This is a genomic window from Acidobacteriota bacterium, assembly GCA_028875575.1.
Taxonomy (GTDB): Bacteria; Acidobacteriota; Terriglobia; order Versatilivoradales; family Versatilivoraceae; genus Versatilivorator.
The window spans coordinates 97,664-123,502 of record JAPPDF010000042.1 but is presented as its reverse complement, the minus strand read 5'-3'; the positions used below and the strand labels follow the sequence as shown (position 1 = coordinate 123,502).

The window sequence follows — 25,839 nt, the reverse complement described above, 5'->3', positions numbered from 1 at the left end:
CGAGCCAGTGCAAGGGAGGGATCGGCTGTCAGTTCAACATATGGGTTTTTTGGGTGTCAGGCGGAAGAGGCGCTACCGGAAAGGCTGTTGACTTGAGACATCAGGCGCGATTTCTGGCGGGCGGCCTTGTTTCGGTGAATGAGGCTGCCGTGGGTGGAACTGTCGATCAAAGACAGCGTCGGCGCCAGCAACTGTTCGACCTGCTCGGTGTTCTTCTCGGAAATGGCGTTTCTGATTTTTCCGAGCTGAGTGCGCAACCGGCGCATCTTGCTCCGCCTGGCCAAGCGCCTTTGCTCGTTCTGGCGGGCTCGTTTCATGGCTGATTTGTGTCTGGCCAATTCCTGTTCCCCCGATTCGGGTCGGCTCCGGCATCTCAGTACCGCAAGCGCGAAACCTTATACCGGGTCCGTCCGCCAATTGTCAAGCGAAAGAGGCAAGCATAGCAGGATCTATCCGCCGGTCACGCGCTCGTACCCGGCTCGCCAGTGACGGCCATAGCCGGCCGCATAACGGGGGTCGAAACCGCCCCCCATTTTTTCAGCGTGCTCGACGCATTGCCGCCAATTGGGGAAAAGCGCGGCGCCGAACCAGCCGAGCGCCAGCAGATCGATGCGTTCTTCGTCGTTCAACCCGACAAGCGATTTCAAAAGGTGCCTCCGGGACGGGGATCTCAAGGCGGGGGCCAAGTCGGCAGTATTCACGAAATGGAACCCCTCGGTTTCACTTGAGAGATTGTCGAGAACGAACTGCTCTGTTTGCGCAAAGACCTCGTAGGCTGTAATCAGTCTTTCTACCGTCTCCCGTTCGATGACCGGGGCAGTTGCCGCGGTTTCGATCCAATCCGCCACACCCGCCGCGCCGATGTACCGGACCGGGGCTCCCGGCAATCGACCAACTGCCTGATCCGCAAAGCGCTTGTCCGCTGTGACCAGATCCGACTCCGTAGTTTCGGCACAGGCAAGGTAGAGGCAATCGTAGATCGGGTGGTCTATTTCCATTGCAATTGAAATGGCACGCTCAACAAGTTCACCGTCCCGATGCAGAGTGATAATATCGGGCAACCCGGCGAGTTCTTCCAGGCAGGGTTGTGCGTCGGGCAGTTCCCCGCGTCGTTTCTTCTTCCAGATCGTGTTTGCGAACTCGACAGGCAGGAATTCGGGAGCTTGCAGATGGATGCGACGGGAGAGCAGAAGACGCGATTCATCGCTCATCGGTTCCGCCACGAACCACTTGATGATTATGCTGGCATCGACGGTCAGCTTCACCGATCACGATCCTCGCGCAGCAGTTTCACACTATCGGTTTGACGAGTATCGGTCGTAAGAGAAGCGAGTTTGCCCGTCCGCTCACGAAAGTCGATGATGCGCGCACGGCGGTCCACTTGTTGCGACAGTAAGTGGCGGACCTCTCCTTCAAGTGACCTGTGGTTCTGCTTGGCTTGAACCTTGAGCTTATCAATTACGCGATCATCAAGGTTTCGGATGGTCAGACTGCCCATAACCCCTCCTTCAGTAATACGCATTCATTATGCTAGCATAACGCCTGCGATCATGCATGCTTTCGTCAATCTCCGGCCCGCATTCAGTCGGGATCGATTCGGCGGACTCCACCCCATGGATTCCTGCAACCGTCCTTTGAGGATGCCGCACCTCACTTCTTCCAAGCCCGGCTTACCGTGATACACTAACCGGGCGAGCCATCAACAAATCCATCGTCCAACTTGTCTGATCTCCCTCTCGGCAAGTCCGTCAAAGTGGAAGGAGTATCAGAGATGAAAATCAGCGCGGAATTGATCGCCATTGGCATCCTTGGCGTTTCCCTGGTGAGCCTTGGATGGAAGGTGACCGGAGATTTGCGCCAGGAAATCCGCCATGTCCGAGAGGATGTCGCTGATGTCAGACAGGATGTAGCCGGTCTCCGAGAACGGATGGCGCGGCTGGAGGGGCTGTTTGAGGGCTTTACCAAGCGCGAGTTGGCGGAGCGGCAGAAGTAGCCTCCCCCCCGACCGGCATCCCTCGGGAGCGCGGGCGTCCCACCCGCATCCTCTTGCCGCCAACGAACCCTCCCCCCGCCATTCCCTGGCTGACCGCAGCCGGCCCTTTGAACGGGATACTCCGCCAGGGCGCGCCCGACCGCCGGGAGATGCTTGGTCTCGCCATCCTGGCTATTGGCGCTGCGGGCAGGCGGCAGCCTTCGCCGCTTGGCGGCTGTCCGGCTTCGGTGCGATGCTTCGGACAGCCACGCCGTCCTTACCCACCGCATCATCCAGGATGAAGGGGAGCAGCGGCGCCATTCCCGCTCGATAGAAGTGGGAGTGGCGGGCAAGGCTGTGCCGGGCCCTGTGCGGGCGGGACGCCCGCGCTCCCGGGTGGTCGTCATTCCATGCCCCGTTCCCTGCCCTGTGCTAAGATGGCCCTCCGTGAGGAACGAGACGGGACCGTTCCTGTTTCGCGGAACAAAGAACGGGAGAAAGTCATGATTCAGGAGGATTTGACCCGAAATTTTCAGGCCTTGGAGAAGCGGGTGCGGGATATACGGAGCTATCTTTGACGCCGATGCCAAGCGCAAGGAACTCCACCGGTTGGAAACGGATATCGCCGATCCGACCTTTTGGACGGACCAGTCCCAGTCCCAGAAATTGCTCCAGCGGCGCAAGCGGCTGGAAGCCGACCTGACCCTGGACGGGGAGCTGAATCGTTCGGTTGAAGACCTGGAGGCCTATTTCGATCTGGGAGCCGAGGGGGAGGATGTCAGCGCGGACATCCAGGAGGAGATGTCCCGGCTGGAAGCGCGGGTGGGAGAAGCCGAGACCCGGACGCTGCTCAGCGGCGAGAACGCCCAGGCCAATGCCTTCCTGACAGTCCATCCGGGAGCCGGCGGCACCGAGTCCCAGGATTGGGCCGAGATGCTGCTGCGCATGTACCTGCGCTGGGCCGAACAGCAGGAATTCACCCACGAACTGGTGGACAGCCAGGCTGGCGACGAAGCCGGGATCAAGTCGGCAACCATTGCCATCAAGGGTCTCAATGCCTATGGACTCCTGATGTCCGAGGTGGGAGTGCACCGCCTGGTCCGCATCTCTCCCTTCGACGCCAACAAGCGCCGGCACACCTCTTTCTCTTCCGTGTTCGTTTCTCCGGAAATCGATGACGCCGTGGAGGTGGTCATCGAGGAAAAGGACCTGAGGATCGACACCTACCGCTCCACCGGCGCCGGCGGACAACACGTCAACACCACCGATTCGGCAGTCCGAATCACTCATCTGCCCACCGGGATCGTGGTGCAGTGCCAAAACGAGCGTTCCCAGCACAAGAATCGGTCGGTAGCCATGAAGATTCTGCGCTCCCGTCTCTACGAGGCCGAACTGGAAAAAAAACGGGCCGAGAGCCGGGCCATCGAAGACAGCAAGCTGGATATCGCCTGGGGCAGCCAGATCCGCTCCTACGTGCTCCACCCCTATCGCCTGGTCAAGGACCACCGCACCAAAAAGGAAGTGGGCGATGCCGACCGGGTCCTGAACGGCGATATCAATTCCTTTATCAAGAGCTATCTGGTCTGGGCTCGCAAACCGACGCCCGCCTAGTGTTCTGTCTGCGGTCCGGACGATTCTTCCCGGTGGCGCGATTCCCCACCGGCCGACTGCCTCATGCTGGAACTTCAGACTCCGGTGCAATTCGTCAAGGGGGTGGGGCCGCGGAGGGCCCGCGACCTTGCCGCCAAGAACATCCATACCGTCGAAGACCTGCTCTACACCCTTCCCTATCGCTACGAGGATCGCACCCGTTTCTGCCAGGTGGGGGATCTGCAGCCGGGAGCAAAGGCCTCCATACTGGTCGAGGTATTGACCGCCGGTCTGTTGGTCACCCGCAAGAGCCGCCTGAAGATCTTCGACCTGGCTGCCCGCGACAAGACCGGCCGGATTCGCTGCAAGTGGTTTCACTCGGAATACCTCTACCAGCGCAAGATATTCAAGCGGGGACAGCAGGTTGTCTTTCACGGAAAATTCGAGCTTGACCCCTACGGCACCGGCAACCTTCAGATCATCAATCCCGAGTTCGAGATTCTGGATGAAGCGGTCCCCATTCAGGACTCGATAGACATGGGGCGAATCGTGCCCGTCTACGAGGCCACCAAAGGGCTGGGGACCCGCACGCTGCGGCGGTTGATCCACACTGTCCTGTCGCATCTCTCCCAGGTCCCGGAAACCCTGCCACTGGAGATTCTGGAGCGCCACGACCTCATGGACCGCCGGCCGGCCCTGCAGGAATCCCATTTCCCCTCGCCCGAAACCCGAGCGGAAGATCTGGCCGCCAGGCGCACTCCCGCTCTCAGAAGGCTGGTTTTCGAGGAGCTGTTTCTGCTGGAGGTGGGGGTCCGGTGGAAACGCCGCCTGGCCCGTCAACTTCGGGGGATGCCCTTCCGCATCGATCCGGGCCTCCGCAAGGCCGCCGGCAGTTTTCTACCCTTCCGGCCGACCCGGGCACAGGAAAGGGTCCTCAACGAGTTGGTCGAGGACATGCGCCAGCCCACTCCCATGAATCGCCTCTTGCAGGGAGACGTCGGATGCGGCAAGACCGTTGTCGCCCTGCAGGCCAGCGCCATGGCCATGGAGAATGGAGCTCAGGTAGCCTTCATGGCGCCCACCGAGATCCTGGCGGAGCAACACCACCACTACGCCGGACGCCTGTTCGCCGAAAGCGGCTACCGCATCGGATTGCTGACCGGCGGGCTGAAGAGGGCGGAACGGAACCGCTTGCTTGAAGCATTGTCCCAGGGGAGACTCCAGCTCCTGATCGGTACCCATGCCTTGCTGGAACCGGACGTCTCCTTTCAAAAGCTGGGACTGGCCATCATTGACGAACAGCACCGATTCGGCGTCCGTCAACGCTTCAATCTCATGCAGAAGGGCGTGCATCCCCATACCCTGGTGATGACGGCCACGCCAATCCCCCGGACTCTCTCCATGACGCTTTACGGCGATCTGGACGTTTCCGTCATCGACGAAATGCCCCCCAACCGGAGCCCGGTCAAGACCCACCTGCTGGACGACCTGAAACGGTCTCGCGCCTATCGGTTCATTGCCGATCAGGTCCGGGGGGGCAGACAGGTCTATGTGCTTTGCCCCCTGATCGAGGAGTCGGAAAAGATGGACCTGCGGCCGGCGCGGAAGATTTTTGAGCACCTGCAAGGCAAGGTCTTCCCCGACTTCCGGGTCGAGCTGCTCCACGGCCGGCTCAAGAGCACGGAAAAGGAGGCCGCCATGCAACGCTTCGCCGCCGGGCAAACCGACATTCTGGTTTCGACAACCGTGATCGAGGTCGGGATGGACGTGGCCAACGCGACCGTGATGCTCATCGAGCACGCCGAGCGCTTCGGTCTGGCGCAGTTACACCAGCTCCGCGGCCGGGTCGGAAGGGGGAGGGAGCCGTCCTACTGCCTGTTGATGCAGGGTTCCAGGACGATCAGCCCGGAAGCGGCCCAAAGACTGAACTGTCTGCGGGAAACCACCGATGGATTCGTGATTGCAGAGAAGGATCTGGAGATTCGGGGCCCCGGGGAGTTCTTCGGCGCCCGACAGTCGGGGCTTCCCACCCTGCGCGTGGCTCACCTGTTGCGCGACCTTCCCATTCTGGAGACGGCCCGCAGGGAGGCCGCAACCCTGGTGGACAACTTCGAATCGCAGACCTCCCTGGGCCAATGGGCCGCCGGCCTGAGCTCCGGTTGGCAAGCTCGCTACGGTCTGGTGGGAGTGGGGTAGCATCCCGCCCTGCCCGCACCCGCGGTCCGAACTCACCGGACTCGCGGAGAAACCCCTCATTTTTTGCAGCGGAGCGTTGCTCTCATGGTTCGGGTCATCGCCGGCAAGTTCAAGCACCAGCGCCTGACCACCCTGCGAGGTCCGGAGACCCGGCCGACTTCCGACAAGTTGAAGGAGACCCTGTTCAACCTGATCCGAGAGGAGGTGGAGGAGTCCGTCTTCCTGGACTGCTTTTCCGGCAGCGGCAGTGTCGGTATCGAGGCATTGAGCCGAGGAGCCCGGGACGTCACCTTGATCGAGTGCGCGCCTCGGGCGGTGCGGGTGATCGGGCGCAACCTGAATTCCCTCTCCCTGGACAAGACCGACCAGGTCAAGCTGCTGACTCAGCCGGTCCAGGTTTCCCTTCGAATCCTGCAGCGTCGAAAGTGCAAGTTTGGTATAGTCTTCATCGATCCGCCCTACGACGCCGTGCAACACTATCCCCGGACCCTGGAACAGATTCATCGCTGCCAAATTCTCGCTCCTGGTGCCTGTCTCATCCTCGAGCATTCCAAGTGGTTGACCTTGCAGCCCCGATACCACGATTTGAGCCGAGTGCGCCAGGTCCGGCACGGGGACAGCCAACTCAGCCTCTACCGTGGGACTTGAATCGAGCCGGCGACACCGAATTGAAGCAGCTGAGGCTCCCGGCTGCCTCCCGACCCGAGGTTGCCGCCCGTTTCCATGAAACAGCGCCAAAGAGATCATCGAGTTGGAGACCGTCCATGAAAAAGATCGCCCTCTATCCCGGGTCCTTCGATCCTCTCACCAACGGGCACCTCGACATCATCCACCGGGCCTCTCGCCTGTTCGACGAGGTCATTGTGGCCATCCTGATCAACAGCGAAAAGTCTCCCTTGTTCTCAGCCCATGAGCGGTCGACCATGATCCGGACCTCCCTGGGAAGCGACTACCCCAATGTGCGCGTGGACACGTTTGAAGGCCTGCTGGTCGACTACGCCCTGCAGCAGCAGGCCCGAGTCATTGTCCGAGGCATCCGTGCGGTATCCGACTACGAGTACGAACTGCAGATGGCCTTGATGAATCGGCGCCTGGAGCCTCAGATCGAAACGGTCTTCATGATGCCCTCCGAGGCCTACAGCTATCTGAGCTCCCGACTGGTCAGGGAAGTCTGCCAATTCGGGGGAACGATCTCCGGGCTGGTTCCCCGCAACGTGGAGGACCGACTGCTGAAAAAGATTGCCTCAATGGGCCGGGAAGGTCAGGCGACCGCCGCCAACAATCCCGACTCATGAGACTCTCACAGCGCGTCGGACGCATTTCGATGAGCTCGACGGGGGCCGTTTTCGCGGCCGCGGCCCAGCTCAAGGCCCAAGGCGTGGATGTGGTGGACCTCAGCGCCGGCGAGCCCGACTTTCCCACCCCGTCCCACGTCAAGCGGGCTGCCTTCGAGGCCATTCAGGACGACTTCACCCGCTACACGCCCACCGACGGCATTCCGCAGCTCAAGGAAGCCATCGTGCAGCGGCACGCCCGCGACTGTCGGTCCGACTATTCCACCCGCGAAGTCCTGGTCACCGTCGGGGCAAAGCATGCCATCTTCAACCTGACCAGCGCTCTGCTTCAGCCCGGCGACGAGGTGGTGATCCCTGTCCCCTACTGGGTCACATTCAAGGAGGCGGTCCACTACGCCGGCGCCGCCTGCCGCTTTGTCCCAACCTCGGAACCCGAAAATTTCCGCGTCACCGCGGACCGGATCGAGGCAGCCGTCTCTCCCCGAACCCGACTGATCCTGCTGAATTCACCCAACAACCCCAGCGGGGCAATCATTCGGGAAGAGGAGATGCGGAAGATCGCGGAACTGGCACGCCGGCGGGATCTCCTGGTGCTGACCGATGAGTGTTACTGTCACTTCAACTATGAAGGTTCGGCGCCCTTCTCGCTGGCCTCCCTCGGCAAAGACTACCGGGACCACGTCGCAGTGGTGGGATCGGTATCCAAGACCTACGCCATGACGGGCTGGAGGGTGGGATTCTGCCTGGGACCCGAGCCGCTGATCCGGGCCATGCTCAAGATCCAGAGCCACTGCACCTCCAACGCCAACTCCATCGCCCAGAAGGCAGCCGTGGCGGCCCTTGGCGGGCCTCAGGACTCCATTCAAGACATGCTGAGGGACTATGCGCGCCGTCGCAGCTTCATCGTCAAGGCGCTCAACGCCATTGACGGAATCTCCTGCAATTGGCCCGACGGCGCCTTTTACGTCTATCCCAACCTGCGGGGGCTACTTGACGCCCGCCGCGTGGAGAGCACCGCCGACCTGGCGCTGCAACTGCTGCAGGAGGCCCGGGTGGCGGTTGTGCCGGGGGAGGGGTTCGGCACGCGTGACCACATCCGTATCTCCTACGCCACATCCATGGAGCAACTGGAGAAGGGCGCCGACCGCCTGGCTCGGTTCTTCGGGAAGGTTTTGTGAGGCAACGCCTCGGAGCAGCCCGCCATGAAGGGGAAAAGAGTTATCCACGAAGGGCCGCCAAGAAGTTGGAGAAGACTCAAGAGGCATCCGCCGGGAGTTGGGAGGGAAAAGAATCCCGGCAGGGAGCCCTGTGCAGGCCTCGTGTGCAATCCATGCATGGTTTACACGGATAATTTACATTGATCCCCGGGGTACACGACCGCGTTTCTCAGCGGGCCGGTTTTTTCCAGCGTTCTTCCCCCTGTCGCTGCAAACGGTCCAGGACTTCCTGCATTTCCTGGTGCTTCCGGCGAATCTCCTCCCCGTCGGCTCGGCGCGAAACGTAAATCGGGGCGGCTTTGAGGATCAAGGCTCGTGAAAAGGGCAGCGGTATCTGGGATCCGTCCCAGTTGTCGAGCTCGATTTTGCGCTGCAGCGCGATATGGAAGCAGAAAATGGCGGCGCCGCTCCTCCGCGCCAGCAAGACCGGGCCGATCTTGGCATTGAAGCGGGGACCGCGGGGGCCATCCACGGTGAAGGCAACGTCGTTGCCTTGCTTCAATTTCCCGGACATCTCGGCCAGGGCCTTCATGCCTCCCCGGGAGCTGGACCCCCGGGCGGCTCCATAGCCGAAGATGCGGATAATGCGAGCAATGTACTCCCCGTCCAGGTTCTGGCTGGTCATCACCACGATGCCGCGGTCCCTCCAGTACCAGGTGGCCGGGAAAATGCCACAGTGCCAGAAGGTAAAGATGGCTTTCTTCCCGGAGCGATGGATCTGCTCCAGGTGTTCATCGCCCTGGCTCTCCCATCGGAGCGTCCTGCCGATCCAGCCGACCATCCAGGCTCCGACCCGCGTCACCACGGCAATCCAGATGCGCTGCCACCGCGTCAGCCGGCGGGGCCGGTCCCAGTAGGCCAGCCCTCTCCGGGGTTCCAGGGGCTTGGGTTCGGGGATCGGGTCGGAATTCATGGAAAACCTGGGGTCGGAGGCCTGGTCCTGGGCTATGGCCGCATTTCCCTGGCGATCTCGATCAACTTGGGAACGACCTGAAAGACGTCTCCGACGATCCCATAGTCGGCCACCTGGAAGATGGGAGCATAGGGGTCCTTGTTGATGGCGACGATGCAGCCCGAGTTGGACATGCCCACCAGGTGCTGGATGGCCCCTGAAATCCCGCAGGCAATATAGAGCCTGGGCGTGACGGTCTGGCCCGAACTGCCGATTTGATGCTCCTTGGGCAGCCAGCCGCCGTCGGTTACCGGCCGGGAGGCCCCCACTCCCGCCCCCAGGGCCGAAGCCAGGTCGAGAATCAACTGGAACTTTTCCTTGCTGCCCAAACCCCGCCCTCCGGCGACGATGATCTCCGCCTGGCTCAAATCCACCTTGGTCTGAACCGCCTCCATGACTTCCAGCAGCTTCCTGCGAAGCACCTCGTCAGCCACGCCGGCCCGGCGGTGCTCGACCCGTGGCGGGGCTTTCAGATCCTCCTCCGAGGCGGGGAATGCCCCCTGCTGCAGCGATACCAGGTAGGGGGGATCCCCCTTGGGACTCACCTCCAGGTTGAGCTTGCCGTTGAACACCTGGCGCACCCACAGGAGTTGGCCGCCCGTGGAGCGGAAATCGACACAGTTGGGGATCAAGCCCCGATCCAGCATGGTCGCCAGCTTGGGAGCAAAATCCATGGTCTGATAGGTGTGGCCCAGGAGCAGCAGATAGGGATTGTCCCGCCTGGCGAACTCCGCCAGAACCTCGCAGTAGGCTTCGGGCGTGTAGTGCCGGCAGTGCTCATTGGCCAAGGCCACTACCTCCAGGCCGCTCCGCCCGGAAACCTCGCGAGCCAGGCTTTCGATATCGCTCCCCACCAGGGCCAGGCACACCTCCTTCCCGAGCGCGGCTGAGAGCTTGCGGCCCAGGCCGATCGCCTCCCAGGAAATCTTCTTCAGCCGGCCGTCCCGGTGTTCGCCCAAAACGACGATCCTGCTTGTCATGGTCCGATTTTCCTTCTCCGACGGATGCTGTTGGCGTCTCTCGAATCGCCGGGCCGTCCGAAACGTTCGGCTCCATCGGCCAACGGGGCTAAATCACTCCGATTTCGTTGACCAGCTTGTCCACCAGCGTCCGGGCCGCCTCTTCAGCTCCGCCCTCGATCATCACCGTCTGTTTTTTCCTTTCGGGCGCCAGCAATCGGTGGTGCGTGACCTTGGCGGCCACCTCGCCCACAGTCTCCGCGGCGAGTCCCAGGTCCGAGACCGTCAGCACACGGTACTCCTTTTTCTTGGCTTGCATGATCCCTCTCAGGGTGGCATAGCGGATCGGGTGACTTCCCGACTGAATGGTCAGGACCGCGGGTAGCGGAAGCTCGACGCGCTCGAAGACATTGCTCTCCAGTTCCCGTTTCACCTGAATCGTGCCGGTCTGGCCCTCGTAGGCGATCTCCAACACGATGGTGGCGCAGGTCCATCCCAGGATCTGAGACAGGACGACGCCCGTCTGAGCGAAAGCCATGTCCTCCGACTGCACGCCGGTGAGCACCAGGTCATAGTCCTCCGGGGCGACGGCAGCGGCGATGGCCTGGGCCGTACCCCAGGCATCCCCACCTTCGAATGCCTCCCCCTTCAGGTGGATGGCCCTGTCGGCTCCCATGGCCAGGGCGTTGCGCAGGACCTTGGAGACACGGTCGGGCCCCAGGGAAAGCGCCGCCACTTCACCTCCCAATTGCTCTTTCAAACGGAGGGCTTCCTCCAGGGCGTAGAGGTCGCTCTCGTTGGTTTCGAAGACCAGGTCCTCCTCCAGGACCCTGGAGCCGTCCTGGTTCAGCTTGTAGCGGGAGTCCCGTTCGGGAACCTGTTTGAGGCAAGTCAGGATTCGCATGAGAATTCCAGGGGACTTGAATCTCCAACACGGCGGAATTCAGAAATTAGCTTATCCCGAAAGTGGCTGTCAACGAGCCGCCTGCCCAAAAAAGCGAGATGAAAATCCACGCCTACCGGGGATTTCCCGAGCCGTATGTCTGCTATCATGAAGCAATCATCCTGGCTCAATGAAGGCCAGTCATAACGCAACCCCGACGTCCGGGAGTCACTCCGGGTTCGGGGCATGCGGGCGGAGCAGGTCGGCCGCCGGCAACCGTTGTCGCGGAGGTGTCACCATGAAACGATTCTGGATTCCCTTTCTGCTGGTGTGGTTCCTGTGGCCTCAAAGCGCGCAGCCCGAAGAGAACCCTGCCTGGATTGCCCTCTTCAACGGCCGGGACCTGAGTGGCTGGCAGGAGCACGGCCAGGAGAAATGGACCGTCGAAGACGGCGAGATCCTGGGAGAAGCCCTGACCCAGAAATACGGTTATCTGGCCACAACCAGGACCTACAAGAACTTTGAGCTCAGAGCCAAATTCAAGGGTGAAGGAACCGGCAACAGCGGCATCTTCTACCATTCGACCCTGCAGGGAGTCGACATCAAGGGGGTTCAGGTGGAGGTGGACCCCAACCCGGGCATGCACACCGGAGGACTCTACGAGAGCGGCGGCCGGGGATGGCTGGTCAAGCCCGGCCCAGCCGGAGAGGCGGCCCTGAAACCGGGAGAGTGGAACGATATTTCCTTTTCGGTGTTGGGCAATCGGGTGGTGACCTTTCTCAACGGTGTGCGGGCCGTGGACTACAAGGATCCTGCCCCCCGCTATTTCGACGGAGTCATCGCACTGCAGCTCCACAGCGGCGGCGAAGGCAAAATGCGCTTCAAGGACCTCTACATCCGGGAGATCGAATAGGTGGAACGTCCTCAGATCCGGTGCTTCAGGTAGACCGTCCGCAGCTCCGAATAGAAGTCGATGGCCACGCTGCCCTGCTCCCGATAGCCCGTGCTGGAAGCCTTGGTGCCTCCAAAGGGCAGTTGATACTCCACCCCGGCCGAGGGCAGGTTGACGATAATCAAGCCGGCTTCGATGCGGTTGATGTAGTTGAAGGCCTGATCGATCCTGTTGGTCAGAATCGACGCCGACAGCCCGAACTGGACCCGGTTGGCGAGCTCGATGGCTTCGTCGAGGTCTTCGACCGCAAAGAGAGCCAGCACCGGGCCGAAAATCTCTTCCTGGGCAATCCTCATATCCGGCGACACCTCGGAAAAGATGGTGGGTTGCACGAAGTAGCCCTTGTCCCATTCCGGACCGGTCAGTCGCCCGCCCCCGCACAGCAGGCGCGCTCCTTCCTGCCGGCCGACCCCGATGTAGTCCAGGACGGTGTTCATCTGATTCTCGTCGACGCACGGTCCCATCTGGATCCCCTGCCGGAGACCGTCGCCGACTTTCAGATTCTCGGTTTTCTCCACCAGCAACCTCACGAACTCGTCGAAAACCGGCTTCTCCACCAGGGCTCGACTGGTGGCGGTGCATTTCTGTCCGGTTGAAAAGAATGCGCCGTTGACCACCACGTCGGCAGCCTGGTCCAGGTCGGCGTCCCGGAGCACGATGGTGGGGTTCTTCCCGCCCATTTCCAACTGGGTCTTGATTCCCCGCGGAGCCGTCTGACGTTGGATCCCGTTGCCGACCTCGCAGGACCCGGTAAAGGAGACCGCCTTGACCAGGGGATTGGCGATCAGCTCATCGCCGATGGCCGCCCCGGACCCGGTGACCACATTCAGCACGCCCTTGGGCAAGCCGGCCTCGTGCAGCACCTCGGCCACTCGCACCGTGCACAGCGGCGCCAGCGAGGCCGGTTTGATGACCAGGCTGTTTCCGGCAACCAGCGCCGGGGCTATCTTCCAAACCGGAATGGCAATGGGGAAATTCCAGGGAGTCAGCAGGGACACCACGCCCAGCGGCTTGCGGAAGGTGTAGCCGAAGACGCCGTCTCGTTCCGAGGGTACCGTTTCGCCGCTGAGCCTGGCGCCCTCGGCCCCGAAATAGCGCAGGATGTTGACGGCGCGGCCCACTTCCCCCCGAGCCTCCGGCAGCGTTTTCCCCTCTTCGCGGGTCATCTCGGTCGCCACCTGCTCGGCCCGCTTTTCCAGCAACTCGGCGGACCGCATGAGGATGGTGCCGCGCAAGGGGGCCGGCATCTCGGCCCAGGCCTGCTGAGCCTGGCCGGCGGCCTCCAGCGCCTGCTTCACGTCAGCCGCCGTGGACGCCTGGTAGCGTGCCACCACTTCCCGGGTGTCGGCCGGATTGATACTCTCGAACGATTTCCCAGAAGGGCTTTCCACCCACTCACCGGCAATGAAGTTCCCGAATGTCTCCGACATGCTTCCCTCCGATCATGGCTCGACGGCATCTTTTTTCGACCGGCCGGCCGCCTATCAGCAGCGGCGGCCCATCTTAGTTTCGGGTCAGGGCTTTGTCAATCTTGTGGTATGATTCACGCAAACGGCAGACAATCATCCACCGGTTTCGGTCCGCACTTTTAATTGCAATCTATTGAAAATAGAGGGGTTTGTTGATGAAATCCAAGCAAGCAAGGATTGATGAGGGCAAATTGGGCGCCATCACCTGCGATCCCTTTCCGGCTTCGCAGAAGATCTACGCGCCCGGCAAAATTCATCCTTCCATTCGGGTTCCCTTGCGCCAGGTAAGTCAGACTCCCACCCGACAGCTCGGCGGCGCCGAAAGGGATGCGGTTCTCAATCCCCCGATAACTCTCTACGATACCAGCGGCCCCTACACCGACCCCTCGGTCGAGATCGACATCCGCCAAGGCCTGTCCCCTATCCGGGTCGAGTGGATCAGGGACCGCGACGACGTTGAGGACCTCCCGCAGGTCTCTTCCCGGTATGGCAAGCTGAGACTGGCCGACCATCGCCTGGATGCCCTTCGATTCAAGCACCTTCGCCGCCCCGTGCGTGCCAGGTACGGACGCAATGTCTCCCAGATGCATTACGCCCGCCGCGGAGTGATCACACCCGAGATGGAATTCATCGCCATTCGGGAGAACCAGCGGCTGGAGAGCGGACTGGACCACCAGCATCCCGGCAATTCCTGGGGCGCCAGTCTGCCGGCCCGGATCACCCCCGAGTTTGTGCGCGATGAGGTCGCGCGCGGCAGGGCCGTCATTCCGGCCAATGTCAACCATCCGGAACTGGAACCGGTGATTATCGGGCGGAACTTCCTGGTCAAGATCAACGCCAACATCGGCAATTCAGCCGTATCCTCCACCATCGAAGAGGAAGTGGAAAAGATGGTCTGGGCGATCCGATGGGGCTCCGACACGGTGATGGATCTGTCCACCGGACCCAACATTCATGAAACCCGCGAATGGATTCTTCGCAACAGCCCGGTTCCCATCGGCACCGTGCCCATCTACCAGGCACTGGAGAAGGTCCAGGGCAAGGCGGAGGAGCTCACCTGGGAGATCTTCCGCGACACCCTGGTGGAACAGGCCGAACAGGGGGTCGACTACTTCACCATTCATGCCGGCGTACGCCTGCGCTACGTTCCGCTGACAGCCAAGCGGGTCACCGGCATCGTCTCCCGCGGCGGGTCCATTCTGGCCAAGTGGTGCCTGGCTCACCACAGCGAGAACTTCCTCTACACCCATTTCGAGGAAATCTGCGAGATCATGAAGGCCTACGACATCACCTTCAGCCTGGGTGACGGGCTGAGGCCCGGCTCCATCGCCGACGCCAACGACGAGGCCCAGTTCGCGGAGCTGGACACCCTGGGCGAACTGACCAAGATTGCCTGGAAGCACGACGTGCAGACCATGATCGAGGGCCCCGGACACGTTCCCATGCAGCTGATCCGGGAAAACATGACCCGCCAGCTCGAGACCTGCGGGGAGGCGCCCTTCTATACCCTGGGTCCCTTGACGACGGACGTGGCCCCCGGATACGACCACATCACCAGCGCCATCGGCGCCGCCATGATCGGATGGTACGGCACCGCCATGCTCTGCTACGTCACTCCCAAGGAACACCTGGGCTTGCCCGAACGAGAGGACGTCAAGGAGGGGGTCATTGCCTACAAGATTGCCGCTCACGCCGCCGATCTGGCCAAGGGCCATCCCGGAGCCCAGGCGCGAGACAACGCCCTTTCCAAGGCCCGATTCGAGTTTCGCTGGGAAGACCAGTTCAACCTGGGCTTCGATCCGGAGCGAGCCCGACAGTTCCACGACGCCACCCTGCCGTCGGACAACGCCAAGCTGGCCCACTTCTGCTCCATGTGCGGACCGCACTTCTGTTCCATGAAGATCACCGAGGACGTGCGCGCTTACGCCGAACAGATGGGAGTCAACCCCGAAGACGCCCTTCAGCAAGGCATGGACAGCAAGTCCCGGGAATTCCAGCAGAAGGGCGCCAGCCTCTACCAGAAGGTGTAACGTCCGCGTCCCAATGGCTCGTCCCGGGCCGTGGCTACGTTTTGTCGCCGCATTCGCGGCTCAACTCCCCTACGTGACGTCTCCCGATGACTCCCCCGGGCCCTGGCCCGGGGCATATTCCAAATAGAAAAACACGTTTCCTCTTGCAGCGTTGTGGGTTTGGGGAGAGCTGCGAATGCTGCGGTTGACGTGGGTTACCTGGCGAGACGCCACCTACGGGCCATCCCTATAGAGCAGCGTAGCTGCGGCTCACGGTAGCCCCGGGTGTCAACCCGGGGTCGTCTGAGTTCTGCGCCAACCCAGCCGCGAATGCGGCGAATAGAAAGCGCCCCTTCGGAAACGCACTGCTTCCCCAAAGAAAAGCCGTCCCACGTCACCTCTTACCGCTGTCGTTGCTTCGGCGAGGCGATGGTTGCGCCGCTGGACGACGAACAACCTTTCCAGATTGAAGCCCAACGCAACCCGGGGTCGTCTGGTTCCGCGCCAACCCAGCCGCGTATGCGGCGCATTGAAAGCACCCGTCCCCGAAGGCGACGCCTCCACAAAAAAGCAGGGAACACCGCGTTACCCCTCCGGCTCAACTGCAGGCAGAATCTCCTATCTGACGATCTTGCTAGTTCCGTCCCCCCCCACCGGTTCGACTGCGGGCGGAGCCCTTGTCTCACCGACTCCCCCTCCAGGGGGGAGTGATTGAGGCCAGCAACAACCGTGTCTCAAACCCTTCATTTTCAATGGGCAGACACGGTAGCCGCTCCGGACTTTCCCATGGTATCCGGGCTCTGCGAGGGATTTGTGGGAATGAAACGGGTGCACAACATTTAGTTGCCGGTCGGGTGAAGGGTCCATCATTTTGTGCAAAAAACCGTGATAATGCTTGACAAGACACTTCACCGGCGTACAATGCCTCTCACCAAAGCGAACGGATGGACCCCTAGTTTAGTTCGGGCTCGAATCGGTACCGGCCCCACCACCGAAGGTCGGCCTGACGAGCAGATTGCCTGCCTGCATTCCATTGTCCTGATAGAGGATCAAGGAGACTTTCCATGCTACTGAACGCAAAGACGGGAAGCCCGGCTACGGCCGCAGCCACCGGTGCGTCGGAAGAAACCAGACTCCTGCATTTCGACCGGGTTTACACCCAGCCCGGGGTGCATCCCTTCGATCAGGTTCAGTGGGAGAAGCGCGATGCAAGCATCACCAATGAAAAGGGAGAGGTGATCTTCGAGCAGCCTGATGTGGAAGTGCCCGAAAGCTGGTCCATGCTGGCGACCAACGTGGTGGTGTCCAAATACTTCAGGCGATCCACCAATGGCAGGGGCCGCGAGAAGAGTGTGCGCCAGCTCATTGGAAGAGTGGTGGACGCTATTCACCGATGGGGACAGGAGGGGGGCTATTTCGCCACACGCGAAGACGCCGACACCTTCAAGGCAGAGCTCACCCACCTTCTGGTCGACCAAAAGGCGGCATTCAACAGCCCCGTCTGGTTCAATTGCGGCATCGAGCCCAAGCCCCAATGCTCGGCATGTTTCATCAACTCGGTGGAAGACCGCATGGAAGCCATTCTGGATCTGGCCAAGACGGAAGGCATGCTTTTCAAGTGGGGAAGCGGCACCGGCACCAATCTCTCCCCGATTCGTTCCTCGAAGGAGTTGCTTTCCGGTGGGGGGGAGGCGTCCGGCCCGGTCTCCTTCATGAAGGGCTACGATGCCTTCGCCGGCGTCATCAAGTCGGGTGGCAAGACGCGCCGGGCGGCCAAAATGGTCATCCTGAACGCCGAGCATCCCGACATCGTGGAATTCATCAAGTGCAAGGAGGAGGAGGAAAAGAAAGCGTGGGCGCTGATCTCGGCGGGATACGATCCTTCCTTCAACGGCCCTGCCTATAGTTCGGTCTTCTTCCAGAATTCAAACAACAGCGTTCGGGTCACCGACGAGTTCATGCAGGCAGCCGTCGAAGACCGCGAATGGAGCACACGAGCGGTGACCACCGGTGAGATTGTGGAAAATCACCGTGCCCGAAATCTGCTTCAAATGATGGCGGAGTCCGCCCACGTTTGCGGCGACCCCGGCATCCAGTTCGACACCACGGTCAACGACTGGCATACCTGCGCCGGCACCGATCGCATCAATGCCTCCAACCCCTGCAGCGAATATATGTTCCTGGATGACACTGCCTGCAACCTGGCGTCGCTGAATCTGATGAAATTCAGAAATGGAGACGGTCGCCTGGATGTCGAGCGGTTCAAACACGCGGTGGGTGTGATGATCACGGCCCAGGAGATCATCGTCGACAACGCCAGCTATCCCACCCCCGCCATTGCCGAAAACAGCCACCACTTCAGGCCGCTGGGACTGGGCTATGCCAACCTGGGAGCCCTGCTCATGTCCTCCGGGCTTCCCTACGACAGCGATGCCGGCCGCGCCTATGCCGGCGCCGTCACGGCCCTCATGCACGGAGAGGCCTACCACACCTCCGCCAGGATTGCCCATGATCTGGGCCCCTTCGCCGAGTTCCCGCTGAATCGCGAGCCGATGTTGAGGGTAATTCGCAAACACCGCGCTGCCGCCTCCAATCTGCCCGCTTCCGCTCTGCCCCAGGATCTCTACCAGGCCGTCCAGGACTGTTGGAGCGATGCTCTTTCCGAGGGAGAGCGGCACGGCTACAAGAATTCCCAGGTGACGGTGCTGGCGCCGACCGGAACCATCGGATTCATGATGGATTGCGACACCACCGGAGTGGAGCCCGACATCGCCCTGGTGAAGTACAAGAAACTCGTCGGCGGCGGCCTGCTCAAGATCGTCAATCAGACCGTTCCGGAGGCATTGACGCGGTTGGGATACGGCAAGGAAGAAACCAACGAAATCATCAAGTACATCGACGAAAACGAAACCATCGAAGGGGCTCCCTTTCTGAAGGAGACGGACCTGCCGGTCTTCGACTGTGCTTTCAAACCCATGAACGGAGCTCGTTCCATTCACTACTCGGGTCACTTGAAGATGATGGGGGCCGTGCAACCCTTTCTCTCGGGCGCCATTTCAAAGACCGTCAACATGCCCGAGGAAGCCTCGGTGGATCAAATTCAGGAAGCCTACGTTGAAGCCTGGCGACTGGGTCTCAAGGCTCTGGCCATCTACCGGGACGGATCCAAGCGGTCACAGCCGCTGAATACGAGTCTCAAGGAGGAAGGAGAGAATGGGTCGGCCCGACCGGCTCGGCTCCGACTCCCCGACGAGCGCCAGGCCATCACCCATAAGTTCAGTGTCGCCGGCCACGACGGGTACCTGACGGTGGGAATGTACGACGACGGCACCCCCGGAGAGATCTTTGTGGTCATGGCCAAACAGGGTTCCGTGGTTTCCGGGCTCATGGACACGGTAGCCACATCCATTTCCATGGCCCTGCAGTACGGGGTGCCGTTGAGAGTCCTGGTCGACAAGTTCAGCCACAGCCGGTTCGAACCCGCGGGGTTCACCAACAATCCTCAGATCCCCATTGCCAAGTCCATCGTGGACTACATCTTCCGCTGGCTCGGCCAGAAATTCCTGACCGTCGAGGATCAACCCCAACCGGAGAAGGCGGCTCCCGTGACCAGCACGCAGATGGAACATATGGAAAAGCAGGTCTTTCAAACCCAGGCAGATGCCCCGCCCTGCCCCGAATGCGGCTCCATCATGGTGCGCAACGGCGCCTGTTACAAGTGCCTCAACTGCGGCGCCACCAGCGGCTGCAGTTGAACTTGCGCCGCATAGGTGTCTCACCCTGATCCCCGGGCTTCCACCCGGGGCTACCCTGAGCCGCAGCTACGCTGCTTTATAAGGAAGGCTTGTAGTCAGCGTTTCCAAGGACTACCCACGCAAACCGCGGCTGCCCTGCTCTCCCCTTAACCACAACACTGCCAGGGGACAGGACCTTCCCCTTGTTCCTCTCCGGTCGCTGGAACGACACTCCAGCCTGGCTGCCAACGGCGAGAGGTGAACCTTATCCCGGCGGCCAGTCCATCTTCCGGCCTCCCAGCAGGTGCAGGTGGATATGAAAGACCGACTGGCCGGCGTCAGGGCCGGTATTGAACACCGTTCGGTAGCCGGACTGGCGATGGCCCCGCCGGCGGGCCAGATCCCGTGCCACCATCACCAGATGCCCCAGGCACTCGCGGTCTTCCCGGCTCGCGTCCTCCAGGGACTCCAGGTGTTTCCTGGGAATGATCAGCAGGTGGGTGGGAGCCTTGGGGTTGATGTCCTCGAATGCCAGGGCCAGGTCATCCTCGAACACGACCTTGGCGGGAATCTCCTTCCGAATGATCTTGCAAAACAGGCAGTCTGACATCGGCTCCTCTCCTGTTGGCTCTTTGTCCTTCTATACCTTTCTCGCCGAAACCACCCTGGGAATCCCGTTCAAGTCGTCGGTAACCCCCAGCAGATCCCAGCCCTGCCCGAGCAGACCGCACACCGCCTCCTGCATGCTGTAACCGATCTCCATAATCAGCAGCCCGCCCGGCCTGAGCCGGACTTGAGCTTGAGACAGCAACCGGCCATAGAGGCCGGACGCTCCCTCTTCTCCGACCAGGGCCAGCCGGGGCTCCCAATCCCGGACTTCCTTCTGAAGTCCGCTCAACTCCTCAGGACCCACATAGGGGGGATTGGAGACAACGGCGTCGAGCTGCCCCTTGCGCAGCCGGGGAATCAATGGTTTCAACAGATCCCCCTGCAAAAAAGTGATCTTGCGCTCCACCCCGTGACGGGCAGCATTCCGCCTCGCAACCTCCAGGGCCGCCTCCGACAGGTCCGTCGCCCAGACCCGCGCCCGCGGAAGCGCCACGGCCAAACTGATTGCCAGACAGCCTGAACCGGTTCCCACATCAGCCAGTTCCAGACCGCCTTCCGCCAGGTGCTCCAGCGCTGCCTCCACCACAAACTCCGTCTCCGGCCTCGGAATGAAGACAGCCGGCGACACTTCGAAGAGCAGCCCGCGAAATTCCTGTTGACCTAAAATGTATTGGAGCGGCTTCCCCCGACACCGTTCCCCGACTCTGGCGAAGAAGACCCGGCCCAAGGATTCATCGACCTCATCCCGAAAGTGAGCCAAAAGGGAGCTGCGCGTCTTTCCCAGGGAATGTGCCAACAGGATTTCGGCATCGACCCTGGAGTTGACCACGGCATGCCGGGTCAGTTCCTCACAGGCGGCGGCGAGGGCTTCGAAAACCCGCATGGCGAATCGAAGGGATGGCGTGGCCGGTCATTTGGGTGGTTGGACCGCAGACCACCGGCCTCGTGCTCTCAATGGCGAACCGACTCCACTTCCCTCTTCAGGTCTTCAGCCTGAAAATGGCTCACCAGGGCATCGATCACCGGGGTCAGATTCCCATCCATGATGCCTTCGAGCCGATGAAGGGTCAAACCGATGCGATGATCGGTCAATCGGTTCTGGGGAAAGTTGTAGGTTCGGACCTTTTCACTTCGGTCCCCGCTTCCCACTTGGCTCCTGCGATCCTGGGCAATGGCCTGGCGCTGTTCTTCCATGGCGATTTCGTAGAGGCGGGATCTGAGCACTCGCATGGCCTTGGCCCGATTCTTGATCTGTGACTTCTCGTCCTGGCAGGTCACTACCAGACCGGTAGGAAGGTGGGTGATGCGAACGGCCGAGTAAGTGGTATTGACCGACTGCCCTCCGGGCCCCGAGGAGCAGAACCTATCGATGCGCAAGTCCTTTTCGTCGATACCCACTTCGACCTGGTCGGCCTCCGGCAACACCGCAACCGTGACAGCCGAGGTGTGCACCCGCCCACTGGCCTCGGTTGCCGGCACCCGTTGGACCCGGTGGACCCCGCTTTCGAACTTCAGGTTGCGGTAGACTTTGCTGCCCTCGATGATGGCAATCACTTCCTTGAGCCCACCGGCTCCCGATGGACTGGACGACATCATTTCCACCTGCCAACCTTGAGACTCTGCAAAGCGGCAGTACATTCGAAAGACTTCCTGGGCAAAGAGGGTGGCTTCGTCGCCCCCGGTTCCAGCTCGAATCTCCAGCAGCACGTTCTTTTCGTCGTCAGGGTCCCTGGGCAGCAAAAGGACCTTCAGTTGGCGTTCACATTCCTCCAGGGTGCACCCGACCTCGGAAGCCTCTTCCTGTGCCAGTTCCCGGAGTTCGGGCTCGGAATGGGCGTCCCGAGCCACCTGCCTGGCATCTTCCAGACTCACCTGGAGCTTCTTGTACTCCCGGAACTTCTCCACCACCGGAGCGAGATCCCTGTGAGCCTTGGCATGCTTCTGATAAGTGGCCGGATCGGCCAGAACTTCAGGATCTCCAAGAAGGCGAGTGATCTCCTCGTAGGACGCTTCCAGTTGCGCGAGTTTGTCTAGCATGACGCACCTCGGAGACGGCCAGGGCCGCCGACGTCAGGACACTGGTTGAAAGGGTGCTGAATAATTACGGCCTCTACGGCCCGGAGCCTCAGGATGGCGCGGGATGCGGGGAGGGGCCCTCTGTTCAGGCCGGAAGATCGAGATTGCTGGATGGGGGCTGATGGCGGACGGCGCCGCCTAGTCCAGACCGGCGCGCAGGCCGTACTTTCTCTGAAATCGTTCCACGCGCCCGGCCGTATCCACCAGTTTCTGCTTGCCGGTGAAGAAGGGATGACACTTGGAGCAAATCTCCAGGCGGATTTCGCCCTTGGTGGAACGCGTCTTGAAGGTTTCCCCGCAGGCGCAGGAAACCGTTACCTCAACGTATTTCGGATGAATTTTCGGTTTCATGGCATGAACCGATCTGACCAAACCCGTCTGAACCACGGCAGATTATAAGGTCCGGGCGGACGCTTGACAAACAAAATCTGGACCGGTGCGCCCGGCATCACTCGATCGGTAAGGCTCACTCCCACCGGATGGGAATCGGTGGTCAATGCTGGTGGCCATGCCTGCCGTGCCACTGTAAGGCAATCGATGGGCAACGGCCCAAGGGTTTCCTGTTGGAGAACACCGGCGCCAGGAACGGCCGCCCGCGGGCGGATACGAACACCCTCGATGCCGCGCCGCCAGGTCCTCATATCGGCGTGAGGGTGACCGATGCTCGGGTGAAGTAGATCGAGGTCCTGGACTCGAATCCCGAGTCGGCCCCCAACAACAGCCAGGCCCGGCCATCGGGAGCCACCGATATCGGAGTCGGTGTCGTTCGGCCCTGGAAGGACTTGCGCTCCCACCGGCTCGCCTGCTCGCAGTTTCGGGAGTTGGCGATGTCACCGAGCACCACGGCTTGTGAGCCGCCCCGCGACTGATTTCCGACGTCGATGTTCATGCGCAGATAGGAGCCGTCGGAGACCGCGAGCGGTTCGACGTCGGTCACTCCGGCCTTGATCCAGACGCTCTCTCCCGGCGCTCCGCCGACACCGACGCACCCTGCCGGCGTGTCGGTGGCGATCTCCACGCCGACCGTTACCTTGTATCGCACGCCGGGCGACAGGCCGCTAATGGGTCCTTTGAAGAACATGAAGAGGTCGTCGCTCCGGTTGACTCCGGAGATGAACAGGGCGGACTGAGACTCCAGCGGGGGCGGCAGTCTGCGGTAGTCCGAAGTCAACTCGTAGATTTCCGCGTCGGCGGGCGGATAGTCCGCGAAGCCGGCGATGAATCCCTGTGGCCCTCGATGGAAGTCCACGGTGAACGCCAAGTCCTCTGCCGGCACGCCGGCAACCGGTGGAACACCTTCATCCAGGTAATAGCCTGCCCCGATCAGCACCGGAACCCCGAAGGAGGTGATCCTCTTGACAAAGGTCACCTTGCGCTGCCGCTCGCCGGTGGACGGATTATGCTGGGAGTAGTAGAGGAGGGTCTCGCCAAAGGCATCGGCAACCCCCAGAATATTCCGGCCCTCGAAGCCGCCGATTTCGCTGGACGACAACTCCGACCCAATCCAGGAATCCGCCGGAGAACCGCTGAAGAAGGTATGGCCGTAGGTGTCGAGGCCGAACAGGTAGATGGAGCCGCTGCGCCAACGGGGGTCGTTGGCCAAGCTTATCGAGGCGAAATACCCCCTCGAATCCATCTCCATGGCGGCGCAGCGGACAAACTCCCGCAGCCGCGCCTCGGAAGGGTTGGAGTCGAGCATGGCGGCATTGACTTCCTCGCTCCTGCAGGTGCCGGGCAGGTCACGCCGGTAGACCCCCACTCCGATTGCGGCCGGGGTGCCCATCCAGTCGATACCCTTGACGTAGCTGACTTTCGGCTCGACCTCTCCGGTGGCCGGGTTGAAGAAGGAGTAGTGGTTCCAGCCTTCGTCGAAACTCGTCAGGAGACGATGCAGTTCCTTGAAGTAATCGTTTCCGAAGGAGTCGATCTGCCATGGAAACGGGAGGCCTTCCAGGGACGGATTGGGTGGAAAGACAAATACCCGGGCCTGATCGCTGACTGGCGTGACTTCGGAGACGAAGACATAGGTCGGCCCGCTCTTCCAGCGCTCCTCCTCGTTGAAGGCCCTGTGGGCCTGCTCGAACCCCACCTCCTGCACAAACTCGTAGGCGCACTGCGTCAGCGTCTTGGCGTCCTGCGGCGTCCGAACGGCGCCGGCCGAGACGGAGCGGTCCGCGCAAGTATCCTCGGAGGCCAGGGCCGGAGAGACGAGGAGGAAGGCCAGGAGAATTGGAATGGGAAGACAATGAGACTTGGTCACGAGCATGGTTTAGCTGAACACGGCAGAATGCGGCGGTTTTTGAAATATTGTAACGTACACTTATAAAATAGGTTAAACCAATTTGGGCAGAAACGGACGGATGCCAGCGCAACCTGTCGGCAAACCGCTGGGCAGCTTGCTGGCGTTGGCCGGCGGGATTGGCGGCCGCTATCGGTGGCGGCCCCGTCACTTCCAACGTCGGCGCCCTTCCGTTGCTCCCCAGACTCTCCCGCTCAATAACCCAGCACGCTGTAGTTGCCGTCCATAATCAGCCGGATCGAGACGTACAAGCCAAGCAGTGCGCACAGCACCCAGAAGGAGTTGATCACAATGATGTAAATGAGTGTCTGAAGCCGGCTGATCCGGGTTTGTCGTTGGGCCACAAAGAAGCTGACGCAGTAAAGCGTGGTTGCGTAGACCCACTGCCAGAACACCATGGCTCCGAGAATGCCTGCATAGAGGGCGGGAAGGAAATCGATCGTATAGGCGGCGTACAGGATCAATGTCGGCAGCGGCGTGACAAAGCCGTTGCCAATATCCACGTTGAATCCGAAGGTACGACGATCCGCGTAGGAGTTGTCGTATTGGGCATAGGTCGCCCAGACATCGGCCCAGACCGTCGGCGAAAATATGTGTGTCAACGGGACCCTCGAGGCCAGGAATTCGCCAGCCGGTGTCCGGCCGGTTTCGCGCTGGCGCGCGCTCCAGTAGTCGGTGCGCTTCTCGATATAGTCCCGTCGGAAAAACAGGCAGATCTCCCAATAGCAGACCAGCAGATTGATGGAGAAGAACAGGCTCAACACGGAATGGATGAGGTTCAGATCTCCGTGAGTGTAGTAGCGCGTACCCATGCCGAAAAACGCAAGAACCGAGACCAACAGCGCCGCAAACAGTCCTGCCGGCACACTTGGGCCGGTTTGGCGCAGGTCCGGTTCGGGAAGTGCTCGATTGCTATCCATGTCGCCCCTTGGAATGTTGTCCTTTTCCCCCTCCCCGACTGTTGGCGCATCCTTCGTGAGCCTTCTCCAACGCCTCCGATTCCTTCGTGTGGCTTCGTGGAAAACTCTTTTCCCACTGAACCATGAACCATCCGTCGCCAATGCGCAACCGAAGCCCCGAGTCAGCGGTTGAATCCCTGTTGCATTTTATGGGCTAATCCCATATTTTCTATGCATTTATGTCTGCTGGACCGGAGAACCGACCAGCCGGGCCAAGGCTGTTCACCCTGCCACTCGGCAGGCCGGAGGTGACAGTCGGAAGCAATGTTCCAGCAGGCATCGACCCGATGTGGAGGATTGGAAGGGTTCCCTACAATTCTTCCAAAGGGTGCGCGATCGGAATTCCATCTCGGAGGCATTCCCGCAACCGTTGCAAGGAGCAACCATGACCAAAGCAGACTTGGTGGACGAAGTATCACGGGCGACCGACCTCAGCCGCAAGGACTCGGAGGTGATCGTGGAGGCGCTGTTCGACAGCGTCGTGAAGGCGCTCAAAAACAGCGACAAACTGGAAGTACGTGGTTTTGGAAGCTTTAGAATACGGAAGCGCAAGGCCCGCCAGGGAAGAAATCCCAAGACGGGCGAAAAGGTTGACGTACCTGAAAAGAAAGTACCTTACTTCAAGCCCAGCAAAGAGTTGAAGGACCTTATCAACCTCAGTTCCTAGC

Annotated in this window: 23 protein-coding genes; 10 read left to right on the top strand and 13 right to left on the bottom strand. The window is 61.0% G+C overall.

What is annotated here, in order from left to right; genetic code table 11:
- Nucleotides 1-56: 56 nt before the first annotated feature.
- The 3 genes from rpsT to OXI69_06530 form a co-directional block, all read right to left on the bottom strand.
- Nucleotides 57-338, bottom strand: a complete 282-nt coding sequence (gene rpsT / locus OXI69_06540; protein ID MDE2665790.1) for a 30S ribosomal protein S20 — start codon at nucleotides 336-338, stop codon at nucleotides 57-59.
- Between the two features lie 111 nt (nucleotides 339-449).
- On the bottom strand, nucleotides 450-1,265 hold the full coding sequence (locus tag OXI69_06535; protein MDE2665789.1) for a type II toxin-antitoxin system VapC family toxin: 816 nt from the start codon (nucleotides 1,263-1,265) through the stop codon (nucleotides 450-452).
- Nucleotides 1,262-1,498 (bottom strand): hypothetical protein, encoded by a 237-nt coding sequence (locus OXI69_06530; protein ID MDE2665788.1) that lies wholly within the window; start codon nucleotides 1,496-1,498, stop codon nucleotides 1,262-1,264. Before OXI69_06530 ends, OXI69_06535 begins: the two co-directional genes overlap by 4 nt.
- A gap of 273 nt (nucleotides 1,499-1,771) precedes the next feature.
- Here OXI69_06530 and OXI69_06525 point away from each other — a divergent pair, with 273 nt between their 5' ends.
- From OXI69_06525 to OXI69_06500, 6 genes are all read left to right on the top strand, one after another.
- On the top strand, nucleotides 1,772-1,993 hold the full coding sequence (locus OXI69_06525; protein MDE2665787.1) for a hypothetical protein: 222 nt from the start codon (nucleotides 1,772-1,774) through the stop codon (nucleotides 1,991-1,993).
- A gap of 482 nt (nucleotides 1,994-2,475) precedes the next feature.
- Nucleotides 2,476-3,583 (top strand): peptide chain release factor 2 gene (gene prfB, locus OXI69_06520; GenBank protein ID MDE2665786.1). Its coding sequence is split into 2 segments (ribosomal slippage): nucleotides 2,476-2,547 and nucleotides 2,549-3,583, totalling 1,107 coding nucleotides; the frame shifts between segments, so codons are not numbered across the junction.
- A gap of 63 nt (nucleotides 3,584-3,646) precedes the next feature.
- On the top strand, nucleotides 3,647-5,758 hold the full coding sequence (recG, locus tag OXI69_06515; protein ID MDE2665785.1) for an ATP-dependent DNA helicase RecG: 2,112 nt from the start codon (nucleotides 3,647-3,649) through the stop codon (nucleotides 5,756-5,758).
- Nucleotides 5,759-5,842: 84 nt separating this feature from the next.
- Complete coding sequence (gene rsmD, locus OXI69_06510; GenBank protein MDE2665784.1) at nucleotides 5,843-6,406, top strand: 16S rRNA (guanine(966)-N(2))-methyltransferase RsmD; 564 nt, start codon at nucleotides 5,843-5,845, stop codon at nucleotides 6,404-6,406.
- A gap of 116 nt (nucleotides 6,407-6,522) precedes the next feature.
- The gene (coaD, locus tag OXI69_06505; protein MDE2665783.1) at nucleotides 6,523-7,053 is read left to right on the top strand and encodes a pantetheine-phosphate adenylyltransferase; all 531 of its coding nucleotides are present in this window, start codon (nucleotides 6,523-6,525) and stop codon (nucleotides 7,051-7,053) included.
- Nucleotides 7,054-7,082: 29 nt separating this feature from the next.
- Nucleotides 7,083-8,231, top strand: coding sequence for a pyridoxal phosphate-dependent aminotransferase (locus OXI69_06500; GenBank protein ID MDE2665782.1), 1,149 nt, complete (start codon nucleotides 7,083-7,085; stop codon nucleotides 8,229-8,231).
- 208 nt (nucleotides 8,232-8,439) lie between these two features.
- Here the strand turns inward: OXI69_06500 and OXI69_06495 are convergent, their stop codons facing one another.
- The 3 genes from OXI69_06495 to OXI69_06485 form a co-directional block, all read right to left on the bottom strand.
- Entirely contained in the window at nucleotides 8,440-9,183 is a 744-nt protein-coding gene (locus OXI69_06495) for a lysophospholipid acyltransferase family protein (protein MDE2665781.1), read from the bottom strand.
- Between the two features lie 32 nt (nucleotides 9,184-9,215).
- Nucleotides 9,216-10,202 carry an electron transfer flavoprotein subunit alpha/FixB family protein gene (locus OXI69_06490; GenBank protein MDE2665780.1) on the bottom strand — a complete coding sequence of 329 codons (987 nt, stop codon included), beginning with the start codon at nucleotides 10,200-10,202 and terminating at the stop codon, nucleotides 9,216-9,218.
- Between the two features lie 88 nt (nucleotides 10,203-10,290).
- A complete protein-coding gene (locus tag OXI69_06485) occupies nucleotides 10,291-11,085 on the bottom strand; it encodes an electron transfer flavoprotein subunit beta/FixA family protein (protein MDE2665779.1) in 795 nt (264 codons plus the stop codon).
- 277 nt (nucleotides 11,086-11,362) lie between these two features.
- On the opposite strand from OXI69_06485, the gene OXI69_06480 reads away from it, so the two are divergent.
- A complete protein-coding gene (locus OXI69_06480) occupies nucleotides 11,363-11,977 on the top strand; it encodes a DUF1080 domain-containing protein (GenBank protein ID MDE2665778.1) in 615 nt (204 codons plus the stop codon).
- Nucleotides 11,978-11,988: 11 nt separating this feature from the next.
- On the opposite strand, the gene OXI69_06475 is transcribed toward OXI69_06480, so the two are convergent.
- Nucleotides 11,989-13,446: an aldehyde dehydrogenase family protein gene (locus OXI69_06475; protein ID MDE2665777.1), complete on the bottom strand. Its 1,458-nt coding sequence runs from the start codon at nucleotides 13,444-13,446 to the stop codon at nucleotides 11,989-11,991.
- A 194-nt stretch (nucleotides 13,447-13,640) separates the two neighbouring features.
- On the opposite strand from OXI69_06475, the gene thiC reads away from it, so the two are divergent.
- Nucleotides 13,641-15,515 carry a phosphomethylpyrimidine synthase ThiC gene (gene thiC, locus OXI69_06470; GenBank protein ID MDE2665776.1) on the top strand — a complete coding sequence of 625 codons (1,875 nt, stop codon included), beginning with the start codon at nucleotides 13,641-13,643 and terminating at the stop codon, nucleotides 15,513-15,515.
- A gap of 1,043 nt (nucleotides 15,516-16,558) precedes the next feature.
- Nucleotides 16,559-19,249 carry a vitamin B12-dependent ribonucleotide reductase gene (locus OXI69_06465; GenBank protein MDE2665775.1) on the top strand — a complete coding sequence of 897 codons (2,691 nt, stop codon included), beginning with the start codon at nucleotides 16,559-16,561 and terminating at the stop codon, nucleotides 19,247-19,249.
- 244 nt (nucleotides 19,250-19,493) lie between these two features.
- Here OXI69_06465 and OXI69_06460 read toward each other — a convergent pair whose 3' ends face one another.
- The 6 genes from OXI69_06460 to OXI69_06435 all read right to left on the bottom strand — a co-directional run bounded on the left by OXI69_06460 (nucleotide 19,494) and on the right by OXI69_06435 (nucleotide 25,132).
- Nucleotides 19,494-19,838 (bottom strand): histidine triad nucleotide-binding protein, encoded by a 345-nt coding sequence (locus OXI69_06460; GenBank protein MDE2665774.1) that lies wholly within the window; start codon nucleotides 19,836-19,838, stop codon nucleotides 19,494-19,496.
- Nucleotides 19,839-19,868: 30 nt separating this feature from the next.
- Complete coding sequence (prmC, locus tag OXI69_06455; GenBank protein MDE2665773.1) at nucleotides 19,869-20,720, bottom strand: peptide chain release factor N(5)-glutamine methyltransferase; 852 nt, start codon at nucleotides 20,718-20,720, stop codon at nucleotides 19,869-19,871.
- 68 nt (nucleotides 20,721-20,788) lie between these two features.
- A complete protein-coding gene (gene prfA, locus OXI69_06450; GenBank protein ID MDE2665772.1) occupies nucleotides 20,789-21,874 on the bottom strand; it encodes a peptide chain release factor 1 in 1,086 nt (361 codons plus the stop codon).
- A gap of 177 nt (nucleotides 21,875-22,051) precedes the next feature.
- Nucleotides 22,052-22,264 (bottom strand): 50S ribosomal protein L31, encoded by a 213-nt coding sequence (rpmE, locus tag OXI69_06445; protein MDE2665771.1) that lies wholly within the window; start codon nucleotides 22,262-22,264, stop codon nucleotides 22,052-22,054.
- A gap of 286 nt (nucleotides 22,265-22,550) precedes the next feature.
- Nucleotides 22,551-24,179: a cache domain-containing protein gene (locus OXI69_06440; protein MDE2665770.1), complete on the bottom strand. Its 1,629-nt coding sequence runs from the start codon at nucleotides 24,177-24,179 to the stop codon at nucleotides 22,551-22,553.
- Nucleotides 24,180-24,406: 227 nt separating this feature from the next.
- Nucleotides 24,407-25,132, bottom strand: a complete 726-nt coding sequence (locus tag OXI69_06435) for a hypothetical protein (protein MDE2665769.1) — start codon at nucleotides 25,130-25,132, stop codon at nucleotides 24,407-24,409.
- A 385-nt stretch (nucleotides 25,133-25,517) separates the two neighbouring features.
- Between OXI69_06435 and OXI69_06430 the strand changes: the two genes are divergently transcribed.
- Nucleotides 25,518-25,838, top strand: a complete 321-nt coding sequence (locus tag OXI69_06430) for an integration host factor subunit beta (protein MDE2665768.1) — start codon at nucleotides 25,518-25,520, stop codon at nucleotides 25,836-25,838.
- Nucleotide 25,839: the final 1 nt, after the last annotated feature.

Excerpts from the sequence above, each read along its gene's own strand:
- OXI69_06500 (MDE2665782.1), top strand. The coding sequence starts at position 7,083 with ATGAGCTCGACGGGGGCCGTTTTCGCGGCCGCGGCCCAGCTCAAGGCC.
- OXI69_06460 (MDE2665774.1), bottom strand. The coding sequence starts at position 19,838 with ATGTCAGACTGCCTGTTTTGCAAGATCATTCGGAAGGAGATTCCCGCC.
- OXI69_06435 (MDE2665769.1), bottom strand. The coding sequence starts at position 25,132 with ATGGATAGCAATCGAGCACTTCCCGAACCGGACCTGCGCCAAACCGGC.
- OXI69_06525 (MDE2665787.1), top strand. The coding sequence starts at position 1,772 with ATGAAAATCAGCGCGGAATTGATCGCCATTGGCATCCTTGGCGTTTCC.
- prmC (MDE2665773.1), bottom strand. The coding sequence starts at position 20,720 with ATGCGGGTTTTCGAAGCCCTCGCCGCCGCCTGTGAGGAACTGACCCGG.
- OXI69_06495 (MDE2665781.1), bottom strand. The coding sequence starts at position 9,183 with ATGAATTCCGACCCGATCCCCGAACCCAAGCCCCTGGAACCCCGGAGA.
- OXI69_06485 (MDE2665779.1), bottom strand. The coding sequence starts at position 11,085 with ATGCGAATCCTGACTTGCCTCAAACAGGTTCCCGAACGGGACTCCCGC.
- OXI69_06465 (MDE2665775.1), top strand. The coding sequence starts at position 16,559 with ATGCTACTGAACGCAAAGACGGGAAGCCCGGCTACGGCCGCAGCCACC.
- OXI69_06475 (MDE2665777.1), bottom strand. The coding sequence starts at position 13,446 with ATGTCGGAGACATTCGGGAACTTCATTGCCGGTGAGTGGGTGGAAAGC.
- recG (MDE2665785.1), top strand. The coding sequence starts at position 3,647 with ATGCTGGAACTTCAGACTCCGGTGCAATTCGTCAAGGGGGTGGGGCCG.
- OXI69_06480 (MDE2665778.1), top strand. The coding sequence starts at position 11,363 with ATGAAACGATTCTGGATTCCCTTTCTGCTGGTGTGGTTCCTGTGGCCT.
- thiC (MDE2665776.1), top strand. The coding sequence starts at position 13,641 with ATGAAATCCAAGCAAGCAAGGATTGATGAGGGCAAATTGGGCGCCATC.
- coaD (MDE2665783.1), top strand. The coding sequence starts at position 6,523 with ATGAAAAAGATCGCCCTCTATCCCGGGTCCTTCGATCCTCTCACCAAC.
- OXI69_06530 (MDE2665788.1), bottom strand. The coding sequence starts at position 1,498 with ATGGGCAGTCTGACCATCCGAAACCTTGATGATCGCGTAATTGATAAG.
- prfA (MDE2665772.1), bottom strand. The coding sequence starts at position 21,874 with ATGCTAGACAAACTCGCGCAACTGGAAGCGTCCTACGAGGAGATCACT.
- rpmE (MDE2665771.1), bottom strand. The coding sequence starts at position 22,264 with ATGAAACCGAAAATTCATCCGAAATACGTTGAGGTAACGGTTTCCTGC.
- OXI69_06440 (MDE2665770.1), bottom strand. The coding sequence starts at position 24,179 with ATGCTCGTGACCAAGTCTCATTGTCTTCCCATTCCAATTCTCCTGGCC.
- OXI69_06490 (MDE2665780.1), bottom strand. The coding sequence starts at position 10,202 with ATGACAAGCAGGATCGTCGTTTTGGGCGAACACCGGGACGGCCGGCTG.
- rsmD (MDE2665784.1), top strand. The coding sequence starts at position 5,843 with ATGGTTCGGGTCATCGCCGGCAAGTTCAAGCACCAGCGCCTGACCACC.